Source organism: Mesorhizobium sp. M0152 (assembly GCF_040322415.1).
Lineage (GTDB): Bacteria > Pseudomonadota > Alphaproteobacteria > Rhizobiales > Rhizobiaceae > Mesorhizobium.
The window spans coordinates 46,755-65,951 of record NZ_JAMYTH010000004.1 but is presented as its reverse complement, the minus strand read 5'-3'; the positions used below and the strand labels follow the sequence as shown (position 1 = coordinate 65,951).

General features: G+C 62.7%; 15 protein-coding genes. 10 read left to right on the top strand and 5 right to left on the bottom strand.

Going from position 1 to position 19,197, the window contains the following annotated elements:
• Positions 1-77: 77 nt before the first annotated feature.
• On the top strand, positions 78-1,226 hold the full coding sequence (locus NKJ26_RS05680; RefSeq protein ID WP_352694367.1) for a pyridoxal phosphate-dependent aminotransferase: 1,149 nt from the start codon (positions 78-80) through the stop codon (positions 1,224-1,226).
• A gap of 4 nt (positions 1,227-1,230) precedes the next feature.
• Positions 1,231-2,160 carry a glutaminase gene (locus NKJ26_RS05675; protein ID WP_352694365.1) on the top strand — a complete coding sequence of 310 codons (930 nt, stop codon included), beginning with the start codon at positions 1,231-1,233 and terminating at the stop codon, positions 2,158-2,160.
• 96 nt (positions 2,161-2,256) lie between these two features.
• Here NKJ26_RS05675 and NKJ26_RS05670 read toward each other — a convergent pair whose 3' ends face one another.
• Positions 2,257-5,175 (bottom strand): Rne/Rng family ribonuclease, encoded by a 2,919-nt coding sequence (locus NKJ26_RS05670; RefSeq protein WP_352694364.1) that lies wholly within the window; start codon positions 5,173-5,175, stop codon positions 2,257-2,259.
• 655 nt (positions 5,176-5,830) lie between these two features.
• Between NKJ26_RS05670 and NKJ26_RS05665 the strand changes: the two genes are divergently transcribed.
• The 7 genes from NKJ26_RS05665 (at position 5,831) to NKJ26_RS05635 (ending at position 13,849) form a co-directional block, all read left to right on the top strand.
• Positions 5,831-7,093, top strand: a complete 1,263-nt coding sequence (locus tag NKJ26_RS05665) for an N-acetylmuramoyl-L-alanine amidase (RefSeq protein WP_352694362.1) — start codon at positions 5,831-5,833, stop codon at positions 7,091-7,093.
• A gap of 213 nt (positions 7,094-7,306) precedes the next feature.
• Positions 7,307-9,763 (top strand): penicillin-binding protein 1A, encoded by a 2,457-nt coding sequence (locus NKJ26_RS05660; RefSeq protein ID WP_352694361.1) that lies wholly within the window; start codon positions 7,307-7,309, stop codon positions 9,761-9,763.
• 123 nt (positions 9,764-9,886) lie between these two features.
• A protein-coding gene (prfB, locus tag NKJ26_RS05655; RefSeq protein ID WP_155915073.1) for a peptide chain release factor 2 occupies positions 9,887-11,018 on the top strand; the annotation gives its coding sequence in 2 pieces (ribosomal slippage) (positions 9,887-9,952 and positions 9,954-11,018; 1,131 coding nt in all).
• A 240-nt stretch (positions 11,019-11,258) separates the two neighbouring features.
• Complete coding sequence (locus NKJ26_RS05650) at positions 11,259-11,636, top strand: hypothetical protein (RefSeq protein ID WP_352601884.1); 378 nt, start codon at positions 11,259-11,261, stop codon at positions 11,634-11,636.
• Between the two features lie 194 nt (positions 11,637-11,830).
• The gene (locus NKJ26_RS05645; RefSeq protein ID WP_352602033.1) at positions 11,831-12,199 is read left to right on the top strand and encodes a GFA family protein; all 369 of its coding nucleotides are present in this window, start codon (positions 11,831-11,833) and stop codon (positions 12,197-12,199) included.
• A 152-nt stretch (positions 12,200-12,351) separates the two neighbouring features.
• Positions 12,352-13,002, top strand: coding sequence for a YiaD family glycine zipper/OmpA-like lipoprotein (locus NKJ26_RS05640; protein ID WP_352601882.1), 651 nt, complete (start codon positions 12,352-12,354; stop codon positions 13,000-13,002).
• 241 nt (positions 13,003-13,243) lie between these two features.
• Entirely contained in the window at positions 13,244-13,849 is a 606-nt protein-coding gene (locus NKJ26_RS05635) for a hypothetical protein (RefSeq protein ID WP_352694359.1), read from the top strand.
• Between the two features lie 213 nt (positions 13,850-14,062).
• On the opposite strand, the gene NKJ26_RS05630 is transcribed toward NKJ26_RS05635, so the two are convergent.
• Positions 14,063-14,335, bottom strand: a complete 273-nt coding sequence (locus NKJ26_RS05630; protein ID WP_352694357.1) for a DUF2798 domain-containing protein — start codon at positions 14,333-14,335, stop codon at positions 14,063-14,065.
• Positions 14,336-14,382: 47 nt separating this feature from the next.
• Entirely contained in the window at positions 14,383-15,264 is an 882-nt protein-coding gene (locus NKJ26_RS05625; protein ID WP_352694355.1) for an NmrA/HSCARG family protein, read from the bottom strand.
• A 120-nt stretch (positions 15,265-15,384) separates the two neighbouring features.
• On the opposite strand from NKJ26_RS05625, the gene NKJ26_RS05620 reads away from it, so the two are divergent.
• On the top strand, positions 15,385-16,278 hold the full coding sequence (locus tag NKJ26_RS05620; protein ID WP_352694353.1) for a LysR family transcriptional regulator: 894 nt from the start codon (positions 15,385-15,387) through the stop codon (positions 16,276-16,278).
• A gap of 60 nt (positions 16,279-16,338) precedes the next feature.
• Here the strand turns inward: NKJ26_RS05620 and NKJ26_RS05615 are convergent, their stop codons facing one another.
• A complete protein-coding gene (locus tag NKJ26_RS05615; protein WP_352601878.1) occupies positions 16,339-17,901 on the bottom strand; it encodes a DEAD/DEAH box helicase in 1,563 nt (520 codons plus the stop codon).
• A 191-nt stretch (positions 17,902-18,092) separates the two neighbouring features.
• Positions 18,093-18,866 carry an NAD kinase gene (locus NKJ26_RS05610; protein WP_352694351.1) on the bottom strand — a complete coding sequence of 258 codons (774 nt, stop codon included), beginning with the start codon at positions 18,864-18,866 and terminating at the stop codon, positions 18,093-18,095.
• Between the last annotated feature and the right edge of the window lie 331 nt (positions 18,867-19,197).

The following is a 19,197-nucleotide window of genomic DNA, read 5'->3' as shown; positions in this document are numbered from 1 at the left end:
TGATCCTCACATCAATCGGGCATTTGTGCGGCGCATGCGTCAGTGGCTGGCGCGGTCAATCGTCGGGATCGGGTAAAATGGTCGTTTCGCTCTCACGTCGTGGCAATGTCGAGCCGTTCCACGCCATGGATGTACTGGCCGAGGCGAACCGGCTGAAGGCCGCGGGCGCGCCGGTGATTTCCATGGCGGTTGGCCAGCCGTCCGATCCGGCGCCCGCCCGGGTCCGCGCCGCGGCGGCCAAGGCCTTGCAGGACGGGCGCATAGGCTACACCGACGCGCTCGGCCTGGCTGGCTTGCGCCAGGCCATCGCCGGACATTACGCGGATCATTATGCGATCGATGTGCCATCCAGCCGGATCGCGGTGACCACCGGGTCGTCGGCCGCCTTCAACCTCGCCTTTCTGGCGATGTTCGATCCTGGCGACCGCGTCGCCATCGCCGCGCCCGGTTACCCCGCCTATCGCAACATCATGGCAGCGCTCGGCATCGATGTCGTCGAGATCGAGCTCGGCGACGCGGCTTACCTGCATGCCGGCCATCTGGAGACCGCTCATCGCGAGAAGCCGTTGAAGGGCGTCCTGTTCGCGAGTCCGGCCAACCCGACCGGTGCGGTGATACCGGCCGACGAACTGGCGGCGCTGGTGAAAACGGCGGAAGCGCTCGGTATCGCGGTGATCTCGGACGAGATCTATCATCGCTTGGCCTACGACGCCCCCGATACCACGGCACTCGCCTTCGGCGAGAGCGTGACGGTGATCAATTCCTTCTCGAAGTACTATTGCATGACCGGGTGGCGCATCGGCTGGATGGTGCTGCCCGAAGAGCTGGTGCGTCCGGTCGAGCGCGTCGCCCAAAGCCTTTACATCTCGCCGCCGGAACTGTCGCAGATCGCCGCGGTCGAGGCCTTCAAGGCGACCGAGGAATTGGAAGCGGTGAAAGGCCGCTATGCATGGAATCGCGAGCTGTTGATGAAACGCCTGCCGGAACTCGGCTTTCCGCTGGCGGCGCCCATGGATGGCGCATTCTATGCCTTCTGCGATGTCACCAGGCATACCAATGACAGCATGGCCTTCGCGCGAAAGATGCTGGCGCAGGCGCATGTCGCGGCGACGCCCGGCCGTGATTTCGACACCCAGACCGGCCATCGCACGATGCGGTTCTCCTATGCCGGCAGCCACGACGAGATGGTCGAGGCGATAGCGCGCATCGAACGCTGGTTGAGGTAGCGTCATGCCGGAGATCGAGCAGGCGCTGGCCGAAGTCGCGGCCGAAATGGCCGAACGCACGGATCGCGGCGAGGTCGCTTCCTACATTCCGCAGCTGGGCAAGGTCGATCCGAGGAAATTCGGCATCGCCGCCATCACCAATGATGGCCGCGTGCTGGTGGCGGGCGACGCCGACCAGGCGTTTTCGATCCAGAGCATCTCGAAAGTGTTCACCTTGACGCTGGCGCTCGGCAATGTCGGCGACGCGTTGTGGAGCAGGGTCGGACGCGAGCCGTCGGGCAATCCGTTCAACTCGATCGTGCAGCTCGAGCACGAGAACGGCATTCCGCGCAATCCGTTCATCAATGCCGGCGCCATCGTCATTTCCGATATCCTGCTTGCCGGCCATCAGCCGCGCGAGGCGATCGGCGAGATCCTGCGCTTCATCCAGTTCCTGGCCGACGACGAGACGATCATCATCGACCGCGATGTCGCGGCGTCCGAACGCGCCACCGGCTACCGCAATTTCGCGCTCGCCAATTACATGAAATCCTTCGGCAATCTTCATCATGCGCCGGAGTTGGCGCTGGGCGTCTATTTCCACCATTGCGCCATAGCCATGAGCTGCCGGCAGCTGGCGCTCGCCGGCCGTTTCCTCGCCAATGGCGGCAAGAACCCGGCGACCGGGCATTCCGTGGTGTCGGCCGAGCGCGCGCGCCGCATCGGTGCGATGATGCTGACTTGCGGCCATTATGACGGCTCCGGCGACTTCGCCTTCCGCGTCGGCATTCCCGGCAAGAGCGGCGTCGGCGGCGGCATACTGGGCATCGTGCCAGGCGTGGCCTCGCTTGCCGTCTGGTCGCCCGGCCTCAACGCCAACGGCAATTCCAGGCTGGGTTCGATCGCGCTGGAAAAGCTGGCCAGGACGATGAACTGGTCGATCTTCGCGCCGTAGCGTTTCGTGCTTTGGGCGGAATACGAAAATCCCGCGCCGGTCGATGTGGCGCGGGATTTTCTTTCGTCAAATAATCAGAACAAGCGGCTGAAAAGCTTAGAAAAAGCCCTTCCGTTGCCACCAGCCTGCACGCTTCGGCTTTTCTTCGGTCTTGGCTTCCGCTTCTTCGGCTACTGTCGAAGACACCACCGGCACGACCGGCGCCTCGGCGGCCGCCGGCTTGCGCCGTGACGGACGGGCCTTCGGCGTCACTTCGACGACCGCGGCCACTGCTTCGTCCCCAGCTGTCGCCGGAGCTTCGACGGATGCCTGCTTTGCCGCCTCGGCAACCGTCGCCTCGGCGACGGCCTCGGCAGCTGCCTTCTTTGGCTTGGCTGCACGCCGCGGCTTCTTCGGCTTCTCGGTGCTCGGCACCTCGTCGCTGACCGGAGTTGCCGGCTCTTCCATCGGGGCGGCGACTATCGGCTCGACCGATTCAGGCTCGCTTACGGAAGCATCGGCCGCGGAAGGCTCGGTCGCTTCGGCAGCACTTGCCTCGGTTTCGCCTTCGGTTTCACCATCTTCGCGGCGGTTGCGCTTGCCGCCGCGCTTGCCGCGCCGGCGCTTCTTGCCCTGGCCTTCGTCCGAAGCCTCAGCCGTTTCAGCAGTTTCGGCAACACCAAGAGGAGCCTCATCCGCTTCCGTGTCGCTGTCGCTGGTCGAATCGGAGAACGCATCGGCGGGTGCGGAGACGGAAGTCCCGTCCATGGGCGCGCCATGCTCGCGGTCGCGATCCTTGCCGCCGCGCCGTCTACGCCGCTTGCGGCGCTTGCGGTCGCGGCCTTCGCCTTCTTCTCCGCTGGCAGGCCGCGGCTGCTGTTGCTGCGGCTGCTGGCGTGGCTGTTCGGCTTGTGCCGGAGCATCTTCGTCTTCCACTTCGACGACGATCTCGTCCTCGGGCTCTTCCGGCTCGACATAGGCCGGGAAGCTGCGTGCCTCGACAAAGCCTTCCGGCTTTTCAGCCAGGGCGCCGCGGAAGATCGCGTAGTGCTGCGCACCAACCGCATCGTCGGCCTCGACAGTGATCGTCAGCCCGAAGCGGCTTTCGAGTTCCACCAGCGTGCCGCGCTTGTGGTTGAGTACGTAGAGCGCGGTCGCCGCCGGCGTCCGCACCGTGATGTGGCTGCGCGAATCCTTGAGCAGGAATTCCTCGATCGCCCGCACCACCAGCAGCGCGACGGACGAATCGGAGCGCACATGGCCGGTGCCGCCGCAATGCGGGCAGGGCTTCATGGTCGATTCCAGCACGCTGGCGCGGATGCGCTGGCGCGACATTTCCATCAGGCCGAAATGCGAGATGCGGCCGACCTGGATGCGGGCACGATCGTTCTTGAGGTGGTCCTTCAGCCGCTTCTCGACGGAGCGGTTGTTGCGGTTCTCCTCCATGTCGATGAAGTCGATGACGATCAGGCCGGCGAGATCGCGCAACCGGAGCTGGCGTGCCACTTCCTCGGCCGCTTCCAGATTGGTGTGGAGCGCGGTGTCCTCGATCGAGTGCTCCTTGGTCGAGCGGCCCGAATTGACGTCGATGGCGACCAGCGCCTCGGTCTGGTTGATGATGATGTAGCCGCCGCTTTTCAGCGTCACCTGCGGCTGCAGCATGCGGTCGAGCTGCGCCTCGATGCCATTGCGCACGAAGATCGGCGTCGTGTCGCGGAACGGCTGGACCACCTTGGCGTGGCTCGGCATCAGCATGCGCATGAAGTCCTTGGCCTCGCGATAGCCTTCCTCGCCGGAGACCAGGATCTCGTCGATGTCCTTGTTGTAGAGGTCGCGCACCGATCGCTTGATCAGGCTGCCTTCCTCATAGACCAGGGCAGGGGCCGTGGACTGCAAGGTCAGACTGCGGACGTTCTCCCAAAGCCGCATCAGATATTCGTAATCGCGCTTGATCTCGGCCTTGGTGCGGCTCTCGCCGGCGGTGCGCAGGATGACGCCCATGCCTTGCGGCACTTCGAGATCGGCGACGACCTCCTTGAGACGCTTGCGGTCTACCGCGCTGGTGATCTTGCGCGAAATGCCGCCGCCACGCGCCGTATTCGGCATCAGCACGGAATAACGGCCGGCAAGCGACAGATAGGTGGTGAGTGCCGCGCCCTTGTTGCCGCGCTCTTCCTTGACGACCTGCACCAGCAGGATCTGCCGGCGCTTGATCACTTCCTGGATCTTGTACTGGCGGCGCACCGGCTTGCGGCGATTGCGCACCTCTTCCAGCGCATCCTCGGCGCCGACCGATTCGACCTCGTGATCGTCCGGATGCGAGGATTGCACCTCTTCCAGCATGCCGCGATCATTGTCGCTGGACGTCGCTTCACCGGCCTGTTCCGCCTGCGGGGCGGCTTCGGAAATCACATCGGCATCGACCGAGGCGGCAATCGACGTCGGACCGCCTTCACGGGTTTCGCTCTCGTCGGTGGAACCTTCGTCATTTCCGGATGCATCGGCATGTTCCGAAGCGTCGGCCGCGTGCTCGATGGTCTCGGCGGCGAGAGGCGTGTTTTCGGCATCGGCATCATTGTCGTTGCCTTCGCCAGCAGCTTCGCTTGCCTCGCCGTCTTCGGCTGTGCCCGCGTCGCGCCGGTTTTCGCCGCGCTCGCGGCCTTTGCCGCCGCGCCGGCGTCCGCGCCGTCCCCGGTCACGGCTCTGGCGATCGTCGCCTTCGCCGTCCTCGTCCTCCTCGTCTTCGGCCTCCTGCGCTTCCGCGCGCAGCAATGCCTGACGGTCGGCGACCGGAATCTGGTAGTAATCGGGGTGTATTTCACTGAAGGCGAGAAAACCGTGACGGTTGCCGCCATATTCGACAAAAGCTGCCTGAAGGGAGGGTTCGACGCGCGTTACGCGGGCGAGGTAGATATTTCCTTTGAGCTGCTTCTTGTCCTGGGATTCAAAGTCGAATTCTTCGATACGGTTACCGCGTACGACGACAACGCGTGTTTCCTCCGGGTGGGAGGCGTCTATCAGCATTTTGTTGGGCATTATTTCGTTTCCCCCCGGCAGCCGTCAGCCGCAGCTGGCGGGGCAAAGCCCGCTGCTGTGTGTCTGGATGAGTGTGGGTGCCGGATAATTGAATGTCCGCCGGACGCTGCCTGCGCGTCATGGCGGTGCCGCCCGCAGCCATATTGGCGCGGTTTGATGCGGACCTTTCCATGATTGCGCTTGAAGCCATCGTCACCAGCAGAACCTTTTGAACCAAAGCCCGGGCGAACCGGACCAGCTTGTTTGCTCATACAGAGCCGGCGCGGGAACAAACCCGGCCGTTTTCCTCACGCAGGCGATTCCCCCGCCACGGGAGCACACCTGCGAAATTCGTCGAGATCACCTGAAGCCTTCTCGCCTGAAGCGAGAGGAGCCGCCTTTCGTCTAACCCTGTAGCAGGAAGCTGCGGAGGAGGGCGGTTCCAGGATTGCAGTGATCCACTATCGCTTTTATGATTTGGCGGGGTGGAAGGCAACCCCGATTTCCGATGCCGGCAAAAAGCAGTTCCCTAGCGTAAGCACAGGTCCGGCCCTTGCATGAAAAGGCTTGGTTAACCTTCTCTGGATACCAATCGTTAATCGAGTTCGCGGCCTAACCGGCACTTCGACGAAACGACGGGGCGCCTGGCGCCCAACCGGGAGCGACTGGAAGAGAGATGGGACTGGCAGGCTTCACAGACAAGGGATGTCGTGTCGGCGGCCGGATTCTCGGTGCCTTCTGTCTCCTGCTGCTGGTTGCGCTCTCCTTCGTTTTTTTCTCGCCGGCCAATGCCGCCGATGCACCGCTCGTGGCAAAAGGCTACAAAATGGCGGGCGATGCGACCAAGATGCGCATCGTCATCGACTTCGATCGCGAGCCGGACATCAAGTGGTTCCTGCTGCGCGGTCCCAATCGTCTTGTGATCGATCTTGCGAATACGCGGTTCGCCATCGGCGCCAAGGACCTGAAGCCGCGCGGCCTGGTCAAGGGCGTGCGACTGGGTGAGCTCGCCGAGGGCGTTTCGCGGCTGATTCTCACCGGCAAGGGGCCGTTTGCCGTCGACAAGCTCGATGTGCTCAAGAATGAGGACGGAACCGGCTACCGCATTGCAATCGACATCTCGGCGGCCTCCGAGCGCGAGTTCGACGCCGCCCTTGCCAATCAGGCTCTGACCACGGGATCGACGGTTTCGGCCGACAAGGGCGAGCGGGTCGGCACCGGGCCGGTCTCCAATCCGGGCCACCGCTTCACCGTCGTCATCGATCCCGGCCATGGCGGCGTCGACGGCGGCGCCGAAGGGCTGAACGGCACCATCGAAAAGAACGTCACGCTCGGCTTCGCCACCGAGCTGCGCGACAAGCTCTCGGCCGTCGGCAAATACGACGTCTTCATGACGCGCACCTCCGATGAGTATTTGCGACTGGACGACCGCGTGCGCATTGCCCGCCAGCATGAGGCAGACCTGCTCATTTCGATCCATGCCGACACCATCAGCGTCAAGGGCATCCGCGGCGCGACCGTCTACACCGTCTCCGACAAGGCTTCGGATCCCGAGGCGCAGGCGCTTGCCGACCGTGAAAACCTCTCCGACCAATTCGCCGGCATGGTGATCAAGGACGATAACAAGGAAGTGACCGACATCCTGATCGACCTGATCCGCCGCGAGACGCACACCTTCTCGATGAGTTTCGCCCACACTTTGGTCGGCCAGCTGTCGACCAGCGTCGGCCTGATCAACAATCCGCAGCGCTCCGCGGGGTTCAAGGTGCTGAAAGCCCCTGACGTGCCGTCCGTGCTGGTCGAACTCGGCTATCTCTCGAATGCCAAGGACGAGGCGCAGCTGCTCGACGCCGATTGGCGCGGCAAGGCCGCGCAAAGCATCACCAATGCCGTCGCCCTGTTTGCTTCGGCCCGTGCTGAAACGAGAACCGGAGGCTGACACGCCTGGCGGCGGCTGCAACCAGAGGCAGCGTTGCGCAGCGACAACATCCGATGCTTTTATTTGCGGCTCGCGACCGCGAAACCCGGCCTTGCCGTATTTTGTCCACATGGCCACGACATGGGTTTTCGATTACGGATTGGGACCGGCTCGAAAGCTTGCGTGGAAGGCGGCTTCGTTTAGGAAATTCCCGAACCAAGGACTGGAGCGGGTATGATTCGTCTCATCGGCTATTTCTTCGGCATCGGCACGACGCTGGCCCTTCTGGTCGCGGCGGGCGTTGCGATTTACATCGGCCATCTGTCGAAGGACCTGCCCGACTACGAGGTGTTGGCCAAATACGAACCGCCGGTGACGACCCGCATTCACGCCTCGGACGGTTCGCTGATGGCCGAATATGCCCGTGAACGGCGCCTGTACCTGCCGATCCAGGCGATCCCAGACCGCGTCAAGGCTGCCTTCCTGTCCGCGGAGGACAAGAACTTCTACAACCACCCCGGTATCGACGTGACCGGGCTTGGCCGCGCCGTCATCGTCAACCTGCAGAATTTAGGCTCGGGCAGGCGCCAGGTCGGCGCCTCGACCATCACCCAGCAGGTGGCAAAGAACTTTCTTTTGACCTCGGACCAGACTTACGAGCGCAAGATCAGGGAGATGATCCTGGCCTTCCGCATCGAGCAGGCCTATTCCAAGGATCGCATCCTCGAACTCTACCTCAATGAAATCTTCTTCGGCTTCGGCGCCTATGGCGTCGCCGGCGCCGCGCTAACCTATTTCGACAAATCGGTGAACGAGCTGACCGTGGCCGAGGCCGCGTACCTCGCCTCCTTGCCGAAGGGGCCGAACAACTACCATCCCTTCAAGCACGCGGACCGTGCCTTGGAGCGCCGCAACTGGGTTATCGACCAGATGGTCGATAATGGCTACGTCACGCGCGAGGAAGGCAACAACGCGAAGGCCGAACCGCTGGGCGTAACGCCGCGCCGCAACGGCAGCTATCTTTTCGCCGGCGAGTACTTCACCGAGGAAGTGCGTCGCCAGATCATCTCCCGTTACGGCGAGAACGCGCTTTACGAAGGCGGCCTGTCGGTTCGCACCACGCTTGATCCAAAGGTCCAGCTCATCGCCCGCAAGGCGATGCAGAACGGGCTGCTGAAATACGACACGCTGCGCGGCTATCGCGGACCGGTGACGTCAATCGACGTGTCCGGCGACTGGGGCGTTGCGCTGGGCAGCGTAAAGAGACTGGAAGACGTTCCCGAATGGTCGCTCGCCGTCGTGCTCGACTCGTCGGCGTCCGGTCTGTCGATCGGCCTGCAGCCGACACGCCAGATATCGGGCGACATCGTCAAGGAGCGTGTCGAAGGCACCGTCAGCAAGGAGGACATGGGCTTCGCCATGCGCCATGTGGTCGACGGCAAGACCGTCAAGGCCAAATCCCCGGCCGACGTGCTGAAACCCGGCGACGTCGTCTTCGTGCAGAAGAACGAAGGCTCCGACACTGCCTACAGCCTGCGCCAGGTTCCTGAGGTGGAAGGCGGCCTGATCGCCATGGATCCGCATACCGGCCGGGTGCTGGCCATGGTCGGCGGTTTTTCCTACGCCCAGTCCGAATTCAACCGCGCCACGCAGGCGATGCGCCAGCCTGGTTCTTCGTTCAAGCCGATCGTCTATTCGGCCGCGCTCGACAACGGCTATACGCCGGCTTCGGTGATCATGGATGGACCGATCACCATCCAGAGCGGCAACACGACCTGGACGCCGAAGAACTATGACGGCACGGTCGCCGGTCCGGCAACGCTGCGCTCCGGCATCGAGAAGTCGCGCAACCTGATGACGGTGCGGCTTGCCAATGACATGGGCATGAAGCTGGTCGTCGAATATGCCGAGCGTTTCGGCGTCTACGACCATCTGGCGCCATACCTGCCGATGGCGCTGGGCTCCGGCGAGACCACCGTCATGCGCATGGTTTCGGCCTATTCGATCATGGCCAATGGCGGAAAATCGATCAAGCCATCGCTGATCGACCGTATCCAGGATCGCTACGGGAAGACGGTGTTCAAGCAGGACGAGCGCGGCTGCGAAGGCTGCAACGCGGCTGAATGGAAGAACCAGCCGGAACCGGAACTGGTCGACAATTCCGAGCAGGTGCTCGATCCGATGACCGCCTACCAGATCACCTCGATGATGGAAGGCGTCGTTCAGCGCGGCACCGGCGCCACCATCGGCGAACTCGGCCGCCACATCGCCGGCAAGACCGGCACCACCAATGATGAAAAGGACGCCTGGTTCATCGGCTACACGCCGAACCTCGTTGTCGGTCTCTACATGGGCTACGACACGCCGCGCGGCCTTGGCCATGGCGCCACCGGCGGCGGTCTCGCCGCCCCGATCTTCAAGGACTTCATGCGCGTGGCGCTGGATGGCACACCCAATGTCGACTTCAAGGTGCCGGACGGCATGAGTCTGATCGCCATCAATCGCAAGACCGGCATGCGTGCCAATTCCGGCGATGCCGGCACCATCATCGAGGCTTTCAAGCCGGGCACCGGTCCCGCCGACAGCTATTGGGTGATCGGCATGGGCGCCGATGGCTCCAATGCCTCCGGCGGCGCATTGTCGCCGCAAGCCAATCAGGCCATCCAGGACGGCGGCGGCGGCCTTTACTGACGCGTCCATACGCCAGCACCGGCCGGCCTCGCGCCGGCCATTTCGCTTTACACGCGGCGGCGCCGTCCCTATGTATCGCGCCGACCCAGGCGTCACTTCAGCAACAGGACAAAACACCAGGCCATGCGCGCGGAAACGCAGAATATCGTCGACGAGATCAGGCAGGCGATAACCCTGCTGAGGAGGCATCTTTGACTGGGATCAGGCCATAAAACGGCTTGAATACCTGAATGTGCGAGCCGAGGACTCCAGCCTCTGGAACGAACCGCTGGAGGCGCAGAAACTGATGCGCGAGCGCCAGGGGCTCGAGGAAGGCATCGCGGCGGTCAAAGGCCTGACCCAAGCGCTGGAAGACAATATCGGCCTGATCGAACTCGGCGAGGAAGAAGGCGACCAAAGCGTGATCGCCGAGGCCGAAGCGGCGATCCGGTCGATGCAGGGCGAAGCGAAGGCCCGCCAGATCGAGACCTTGCTGTCGGGCGAGGCCGACGCCAACGACACCTATCTCGAAGTCCACGCCGGCGCCGGCGGCACCGAAAGCCAGGACTGGGCCTCGATGCTGCTGCGCATGTACACGCGTTGGGCCGAGCGCCGCCGCTTCAAGGTCGAGGTGCTGGAAGTGCATGACGGCGAAGAAGCCGGCATCAAATCCGCCACGCTGCTGATCAAGGGGCACAATGCCTATGGCTGGACGAAGACGGAATCGGGTGTTCACCGCCTGGTGCGCATTTCGCCTTACGACAGCAATGCGCGCCGGCACACGTCGTTCGCCAGCGTCTGGGTCTATCCGGTCATCGACGACACGATCGACATCGACGTTTCCGAATCCGACGTCCGCATCGACACCTATCGCTCGTCGGGTTCGGGCGGCCAGCACGTCAACACCACCGATTCGGCCGTGCGCATCACCCATATCGCCACCGGCATCGCGGTCGCCTGCCAGGCCGAGCGTTCGCAGCACAAGAACAAGGCCAAGGCCTGGGAGATGCTGCGCTCGCGCCTCTACGAGGAAGAGCTGAAGAAGCGCGAAGCCATCGCCAACGCGACCGAGGCATCGAAGAGCGACATCGGCTGGGGCCACCAGATCCGCTCCTACGTGTTGCAGCCCTATCAGCTGGTGAAGGATCTACGCACCGGCGTCGAAAGCACCAGCCCGTCGAGCGTGCTCGACGGCGACCTCGACGACTTCATGGAAGCCTCGTTGTCGCAACGCATCGAAGGCGGCGCCGGCGAAGCGGTGGCGGACCTCGATTAAGACATGTTGATAATCCAGGTGAAGCCGGCCTGCCACTTTGGCTGGCCGCTTGGCCGGCTGACTGTTCGGCGCGACTCTTGCACCGACTCATAAATCGGCTCACCATCCTCCGCGGGAGGCGACAAAAGCATTTATGGCCGGTCGCGGCATATCTGCAAGCCGACGATCCGGCCGCTGGGAAGACACGTTCCGGGAACGGGCAAGCGAAACGCTTGAAACTCGTTTGAAAGGAACGTTCCCATGTCTGCCGCCAGTTCCAGATCGGCCTTCGCCGTTCAATCGGTTGGCCAGCTTCTTCGTCCTCTGTTCGCGGCCTGTGCGATCGCCTGCCTGACGGCGCCGGCCCTGGCGCATGACGCCAAGCCGACCGCGGCGAAGCCGCAAGGCTGGAGTTATCCGTTCGCCTGCTGCGCCAACTACGACTGCCGCGAGCTGTCGCAGACCTCGATCAGCCAGCGCCCGGAAGGTTATGTCATCAAGGGTACCGGCGAGGTGGTGGCTTACAGCGACAGACGGATCAAGGACTCTCCCGACGGTGAATTCCATTGGTGCGCGCACCAGGCCGGGCTCGATGCCGGCAAGACCATCTGCCTGTTCGTGCCGCCATCGTCCTATTGAGGCATGTCGCCCAAAGGCTTTGAGACGACTTGCAGGGAAACATCGACTTAAGCGCGTCACATCGCTGCGTTTGGCGCGCCGCGCATCCGCTGGCCTGCTGTCCGCGGGCAAGAGGCTGCTGACGGACGGTTGTCAGCATCGCCTGTTTATGGTGCCTTGCCGCACGGGCGGTGGACAATGGAGAGGCGATGTTCATGACCATCAAGGGAAGCTGCCACTGCAAGGCGACGGCGTTCGAGGTTTCGCAGGCGCCGCAGACGGTGACACAATGCACCTGTTCGTTCTGCTCGAAACGCGGCTCGCTATGGGCCTATTACACCCCGTCGCAGTTCAAGCTCGTCACCCCGCTGAAAAACGTTTCGTTCTATCAATGGGGATCGAAAACGGTAAAGCACGGCTTCTGCGCCAACTGCGGCTGCGGCACGTTCACCGAAACACCGGACTGGTCGACCGGCGAGCCGGATTTCGACAATCCCAAGATCAGCGTCAATTCGCGCCTGTTCGACGATTTCGATCTCGACAAGATCGAAGTGGTGGTCATCGACGGCAAGAATCTCTGGTAGCCCCGCCGGGCGTCCAGCTGAACAATTGGCTTCGGGAAAAGCCGTGATAAGCGGTTTTCCCGTTCCGCTTTTCGCCGCAATTCATGGTACAAGTCGCCGGAAGGGCTGATTTGGCGCCATCGCAATGGCGTGACTTGGAGAGGGACCATCCTATGAAGAAGACCGTGCTCGTCGTCGTGGCGACGGCTTTGCTCGTGACCGCCTGCACCACCACCGACCCGTATACCGGTGACCAGAAGATCTCCAACACGGCCGCGGGTGCCGGTCTTGGTGCCCTGGCGGGTGCCAGCCTTGGCCTGCTTGCCGGCGGCAATGACCGCCGCAACGCGCTGATCGGGGCCGGCATCGGCGCGCTGGCCGGCGGCGCCATCGGCGCCACGATGGACCAGAACGAGGCGGAACTGCGCCGGCAGCTCGAAGGCACCGGTGTCAGCGTCACCCGCACCGGCGACCAGATCATCCTCAACATGCCGTCCGACATCACCTTCAATGTCGATCAGGATGCGGTGAAGCCCGGCTTCTACCAGGTGCTGAATTCGGTCGCACTGGTGCTGAAGAAATTCAAGCAGACGACGGTCGACGTCTTCGGCCACACCGATTCGACCGGCGGCGAGCAGCACAATTTCGACCTGTCGCAGCGTCGCGCGCTGGCGGTCGCCAATTACCTGTCCGGCCAGGGCGTCGATCAACGCCGCTTCGCCGTCACCGGCTTCGGCAAGACGCGGCCGATCGCGTCCAATGCCACGGCCGAGGGTCGCGCCCAGAACCGCCGCGTCGAAATCCAGCTGTCTCCGCTCACCTGATCCGTTCGGCAAGCGAATGCAAAACGGCCCCACACGGGGCCGTTTCTGTTTTGAGCGGAAGCTTTTTCAGATTGGCGTATCGGAGAATTAGCTACTTCTAAATAATAGCTTTCCCGCTGCCATGGAAAGGAATAGCGTCGTTACTGTTTCAGAGGAGATGAGGCGGTACAACTGGCCGCGCAATCAGCATTTTTTCCGCCTCGGTCCTGCGCGGCCAGATCAGAAAATCTGGGAGGAATGCATGACAAGAACAGCCAGCCTTGGGCGCTGCGGCGCCCTCGCTTTGACAAGTCTTGTAGGCGCATGGTTGGGCGTCGCCACGGCTTGGGCCGAGGACGCCAACAAGGCCGACATCGACGCCTTGAAAAAGTCGCTCGCCAAATATGAGGACTATACCGCCGCCGTCCGCGACCTCTATCTGTCGACAGTCGGCTGCGTCTACTACAGCGGAGAAAAGATATCGGGCGCGATGGATTATCCGAAAGGCGCCATGGGTATCCATTTCGTCAACGTCCCAAGTGTCGGCCAAAAACTCGATCCGACGCACCCCAATGTGCTCATCTACGAACCCACGAAAAAGGGCCTGAGGCTGGTCGGGGCGGAATGGCTGGTGCCGCTGACGCCGGACATCAAAGAGCCGCCCAAGCTGTTCGGCCAAACCTTCATGGGCCCGATGGAGGGGCATTATCCGCTCATCCCGAGGGAGTTCGTCCACTACGATCTTCACGCCTGGCTGACGGACAATCCGAACGGCACGTTCAGTCCGACGAACCCGAATGTGAAATGCAACAAGGCCGAGTTTCCGATGCTGGAGAAACCGACCAAGATGATGCCCGGGCCGATGTAACAGGCGAGGCCAGGAGCAATTCCAGGGAAGTGCGAAGCGGTTTTCCCGGAAAAGCGCGTAGCGCTTTCACCTAAGGAATTGCGTCAAGACAGAGAGATGGAGCGGTTTGCCGTTTCCATGAAACGGTGAACTGCTCCAGCAGCTTACCGAGAAGGCAAGCCAGATGGCCGGCTTGCCTTCGAAAGCGGTTGGGGACCAGGTCTTGGCGACGGGTCAGGGCGAGGTCGGCTGATCGACAATCGCCGCAACGATCCGGCGCACGATCGGCAAGACCAGAAGCAGACTCGGGAACGCCACAAGCCATGACGCTCCCCACGCATACGGCCAGGTCGCCACGAATACGGTTGTCCAGCCCGCATTGATCAGCGTCGATACCGCGGAAACAATGCACGACATCATGATGGAAAGAACGAATGGCATTACCAGCGCATTGTAGGAAGGCGGTAGTTTCCTCGATTTCAAAACCTTGTCCGATGACGCTCGCATCAAGTATCTCCTGTTCAGAAAGTAGACGCATGCACGGCTGAGTGCGGTCAGGCTGCGCGTGCCCTTCGCTGGGCCAGTTCCCGAATGAAGCTTCGCAACGAACGCGGCTCGCGGCCCAGTGCGGCGCGCAATGTCAGGCTGTTTCCGCCGAGGCCATATTCGGTGTAGTGAGCGAATATTCTGGCCAGCATCTGCATTTGGCGATCGCTGTAGGGAAGGCGGGCCTGCGCCGCCCAGTCGCCGAATGTCGGCTCGCCCGCAGAGATCGGGCGGCCAAGTTCCTCTCCCATCATTGAAACGATCTCGTCGCGGCTGTGCATACCGGCGCAAAGTTCAAGCGTTGCATAGGACAGTCGCGCTTCGGTCAACGCGATCGCCGCCACTTCGGCGACATCGCGATAATCGACACGCGCCACGCTCGCTGTCTTCGGAAACGGCTCCGAGAAGATGCCATGCTCGACAATGAACGGCCAAGCCGCTTCGATATTCTGCATGAAATTGGCAGGGTGCAGGATGGTGTATTCCATCTCCGTCGAATAGAGGGCCGCTTCGACTGGCACCTTGCTCGCATGGTTCTTCAACTTCGTGTTGGTAGGCTGGTTCACCGACGAAAAGACGAATTTTCGAACTCCCGCTCGCGCCGCTGCCTCAACCATGGCGACGCCCATGGCTGCTTCATCGGGAGCAAAAGCCGGTCCGATGTGGAACACGCCGTCGACGCCCTCGACTGCCGCCTCGATGCTCCGGCGGTCGCGCAGATCGCCCGTGGCAACCTCGGACACTCCAAGCCTCCGTGCCTTTTCGGTATTCGCGGGGTCGCGAACGAACGCTCGAACGCTGGCATTGCGGCGGATGAGTTCCGGCACGACGAGCCCCGCGAACCGTCCGGTTGCGCCCACGACGAGGACGGTTGGATTGGATGCATGCATGAGAATTCCCTTCGTCAGGCTTGCCCGTTGGGGACATCTTGCGAGGAAATTACAAAGTGACGAAGTGCGTTACAATTGCCCGATCGTGAGATAGTTTATCCCGATATTCGGGAGAAAATCATGAGCCGCATAGATGATTTCGAGGCCTTCGTGGCGGTCGTCGAGCAGGGAAGCCTGACGGCGGCCGCGCGCCGGCTTAACCGCTCGCTGCAGGCGATCAGCCGCTCTTTGGCAACGCTGGAAGAATCCGTCGGCGTCGAGCTCGTCCATAGAACGACGCGGCGCTCGACGCCGAGCGAAGCCGGAGCGGCCTTTTTTCACCGCGTAAAGCCGGCTATCGACGAAATAAACGAAGCAAAGCTTCAAGCGGCCAACCAGCATTCGGAGCCGTCGGGGGTCCTGCGCGTGAGCGCGCCGGTTCTGTTCGGTCCGGATTTCCTCGTACCGGTCATCGCCGGCTACATGCGGAAGTGTCCGCGGGTCGACGTTGACCTCCAGCTTTCCGATGACTTTGTCGATCTCGGTGCCGTGGGTTTCGATTTGGCGATACGAATCGGCAACTTGCCGGATTCCAGCTTGCTGGCGAAGCGCCTGGGAGCGTTGCGGCGCGTCGTATTCGGCGCACCTTCCTACTTTGGACAGCGTGGGCGCCCGGGCCATCCTTTCGAGCTGAGTGCGCATAGCTGCATGGTTCGAACCGTTGACGAGCGCCCGGGGGAATGGATGTTTCAGATCGACGGGAAGCCGCGTGCGGTCAAAGTCGCCGGCGCTTTTCGCTCCAATTTGATGACATCGATCTATGCCGCCGCAATCCAAGGGCTGGGCCTTGGCTACTCGCCTCTTTGGCAGATAAGGCATCTGGTGGATGATGGTCGCGTCGAATTGGTCCTGACGGAATTCGAGCCCGCGCCGGTGCCGATACACGCCCTGTGGCCGGAAGGCAGATCTTCCGCCGCCAAGGTTCGCCTGTTTCTGGATATGCTGGGGGCCGGCCTGGAGCTCAAAAACTTTTAGCCGGCCGGCATCGCGCTTTCGCGGTGCCGCGCGTCCAAAAGGATGCGTGGCGCTGTCGTATCAGCCCTTGCCGCCGATCTTCATGAAGGCCGGCATGTCGTCGCCGAAGCCGACAGTGCTGTCGTTGTCTTCCTGGCGGTGGCGGGCAGGGCGGTTGCTCTCGCGCTGCGGCCTGGTATCGCCGCGTTCCGGTGCGCGGTCCGCCGAAGTCTTGCGCTCGATGTTCTCCGAGCGGATCGCCTCCTTGCGCGCGCGCCGCTCGACGACATCCGTCTCGCCCGATTCAGGTTGGTCGTCCTGTTTTGCGACTGCCGGGGCCGCGTCCTCGCTGGCACGGCGTTCGCCGCCTCGCTTGCGCTCGCCTCTGTCCTTGCGGTCGTCGTCCCTGCGGCCGGCGCGGCGCGGCGCGCCCTTGCCACGGCGCGGAGCATCGTCCTCGCCTTCGCTGGCGACCACGGTCGACAGGTCACCGTCATGCCATTCGATCTTGGTGCCGATCAGCCGCTCGATCGCGTCGATGTACTTGGTGTCGGATTTGGTCGCGATGGTGAAGGATTTGCCCGAGCGTCCGGCGCGGCCGGTACGGCCGATGCGGTGGACATAGTCCTCGGCATGGATCGGCACGTCATAGTTGAAGACGTGACTGACGTCTGGAATGTCCAAGCCGCGGGCGGCGACGTCGGAGGCGACCAGATAGCGAAGCTTGCCGTCGCGGAAATTGGCCAGCATCTGCATGCGCGCGCGCTGGTCCATGTCGCCATGCAGCGCACCGGCGTCGAAGTCATATTTCAACAGCGAGCGGAACAGCTCCGACACCTCGACCTTGCGGTTGCAGAAGATGATGGCGTTCTTCAACTCCGCGTCTTCCGCCTTGATCAGATTGCGCAGCGTCTCGCGCTTGTCCCATGGCTTGGAGCCGGACTTGACCAGCCGCTGGATAATGTTGGTGGCTGCGGATGCGGCCTTCGAGACCTCGACGCGCACCGGCGCATGAAGGAATTTCTCGGTCAGCTTGGTGATTTCCGGCGGCATCGTAGCCGAGAAGAACAGCGTCTGCCGGGTGAACGGGATCATCTCGCAGATGCGTTCGATATCGGGGATGAAGCCCATGTCGAGCATGCGGTCGGCCTCGTCGATGACGAGGATTTCGACGCCGTTGAGCAGCAGCTTGCCGCGCTCGCGGTGGTCGAGCAGGCGGCCAGGCGTCGCGATCAGCACATCGGCGCCGCGTTCCAGCTTTTTGTCCTGTTCGTCGAACGACACGCCGCCGATCAGGAGCGCGATGTTGAGCTTGTGGTTCTTGCCGTATTTGACGAAATTCTCCTCGACCTGCGCCGCGAGTTCACGCGTCGGCTCGAGAATGAGGGTGCGCGGCATGCGGGCACGGGCGCGGCCCTTTTCCAGCCTCGTCAGCATCGGCAGGACGAACGAGGCCGTCTTGCCGGTGCCGGTCTGGGCGATGCCCAGCACATCCTTGCCGAGCAAGGCATGCGGGATGGCGCCAGCCTGGATCGGCGTCGGCTCGGTGTAGCCGGCGTCGGTGACTGCGGAAAGGACCTTCGGCGACAGGCCTAGGTCGGAAAAGGTCAACGCTTCTTGAGCGATCGTGGTGTCTGAGGACAAGTTTTGCTGTCTTTGGCTGTTCGGGGAAGCGCAACGTCATTCGTCGCGGCAAGCGCCACGCGCCTGCAAGATTGGCATTGCAACTAGGCGCAAGCCCGCGATTTGTCAACAGAAACGGGCGGGATTGGTGCGATTGTGAAGTCGTAACCTTAATCGCGATGCTTAATCCGGCCACTTGTTCGCGTGCCGGCTCAATAACGGAATTGTTCGGCCAGGATGCGTTCATTCCAGGAGTGGTTGGGATCGAACAGCAAGGTTGCCGTTGCTGTCGGCGATTCCCGCACCGTCACCGACGCCACGGCCTTGACTTCGGTGTGGTCGGCGGCGGCGTTCACGGGGCGCTTTTCCGCCTCCAGAATGTCGAAGCGCACGGTCGCCTTGTTCGAGAGCAGCGCGCCCCGCCAGCGGCGCGGGCGAAACGGACTGACCGGCGTCAGCGCCAGCAGCGGCGCGTCGAGGGGCAGGATCGGGCCGTGCGCGGAGAGATTGTAGGCGGTGGACCCGGCCGGCGTCGCGATCATCACGCCGTCGCAGTTCAGCTCCTCGAGCCGTATCTGGTCATCGATGCTGATGCGGATCTTGGCCGTCTGGTAGGATTGCCGCCATAGCGCGACTTCGTTGATTGCCAGCGCCGAAACCGTTTCGCCCTCCGACGTGATGGCCGTCATCTCCAGCGGGCGGATGGTTTCGGCGACGGCCGCCGCTATGCGCTCGGCGAGGCCACCGGACCGGTATTCATTCATCAGGAACCCGATGGTGCCACGGTTCATGCCGTAGACCTTCTTTGCCGTTCCCATAGTGTCGCGCAAGGTCTGCAGCAGGAAGCCATCGCCGCCCAGCGCGACCACGACTTCGGCGTCGGCGACGGAACGCTGGCCATAGCGCGCGGAAAGGCTCTCCAGCGCCGCGTTGGCGTCTGCCGTGCCCGACGAGACGAAGGCGATGCTGCTGGCTGCTTTGCTCATGGCTCTCCGATGTCGGCCGATTGGCGGCGGCAGTGCTGGCCGCGCAAGCGCCGGGGTAGCATGGGGCAGGCACATCTGCAAAGGGAGCCGCCGTCCCGGCCGACAAGTCGGGTCGCCACGGCGCTGCCCGGACAGGCAGGTCGCGCTTCATGTCAAGGCACAGCCGAATGTGATGGTTAAGACCGGCCTTAAACTCTCGTAAAGCCGTATCGATCATGTTAGCCGGCATGGGTGGCGTGGGGCGCCCGCAGCACCGCTCTCCTTCGGGACGTCGAAAAGCACGCTGTGGCCTTTTTGATGTGCGCGCATGATCCTTCGATTGCCGATCTTG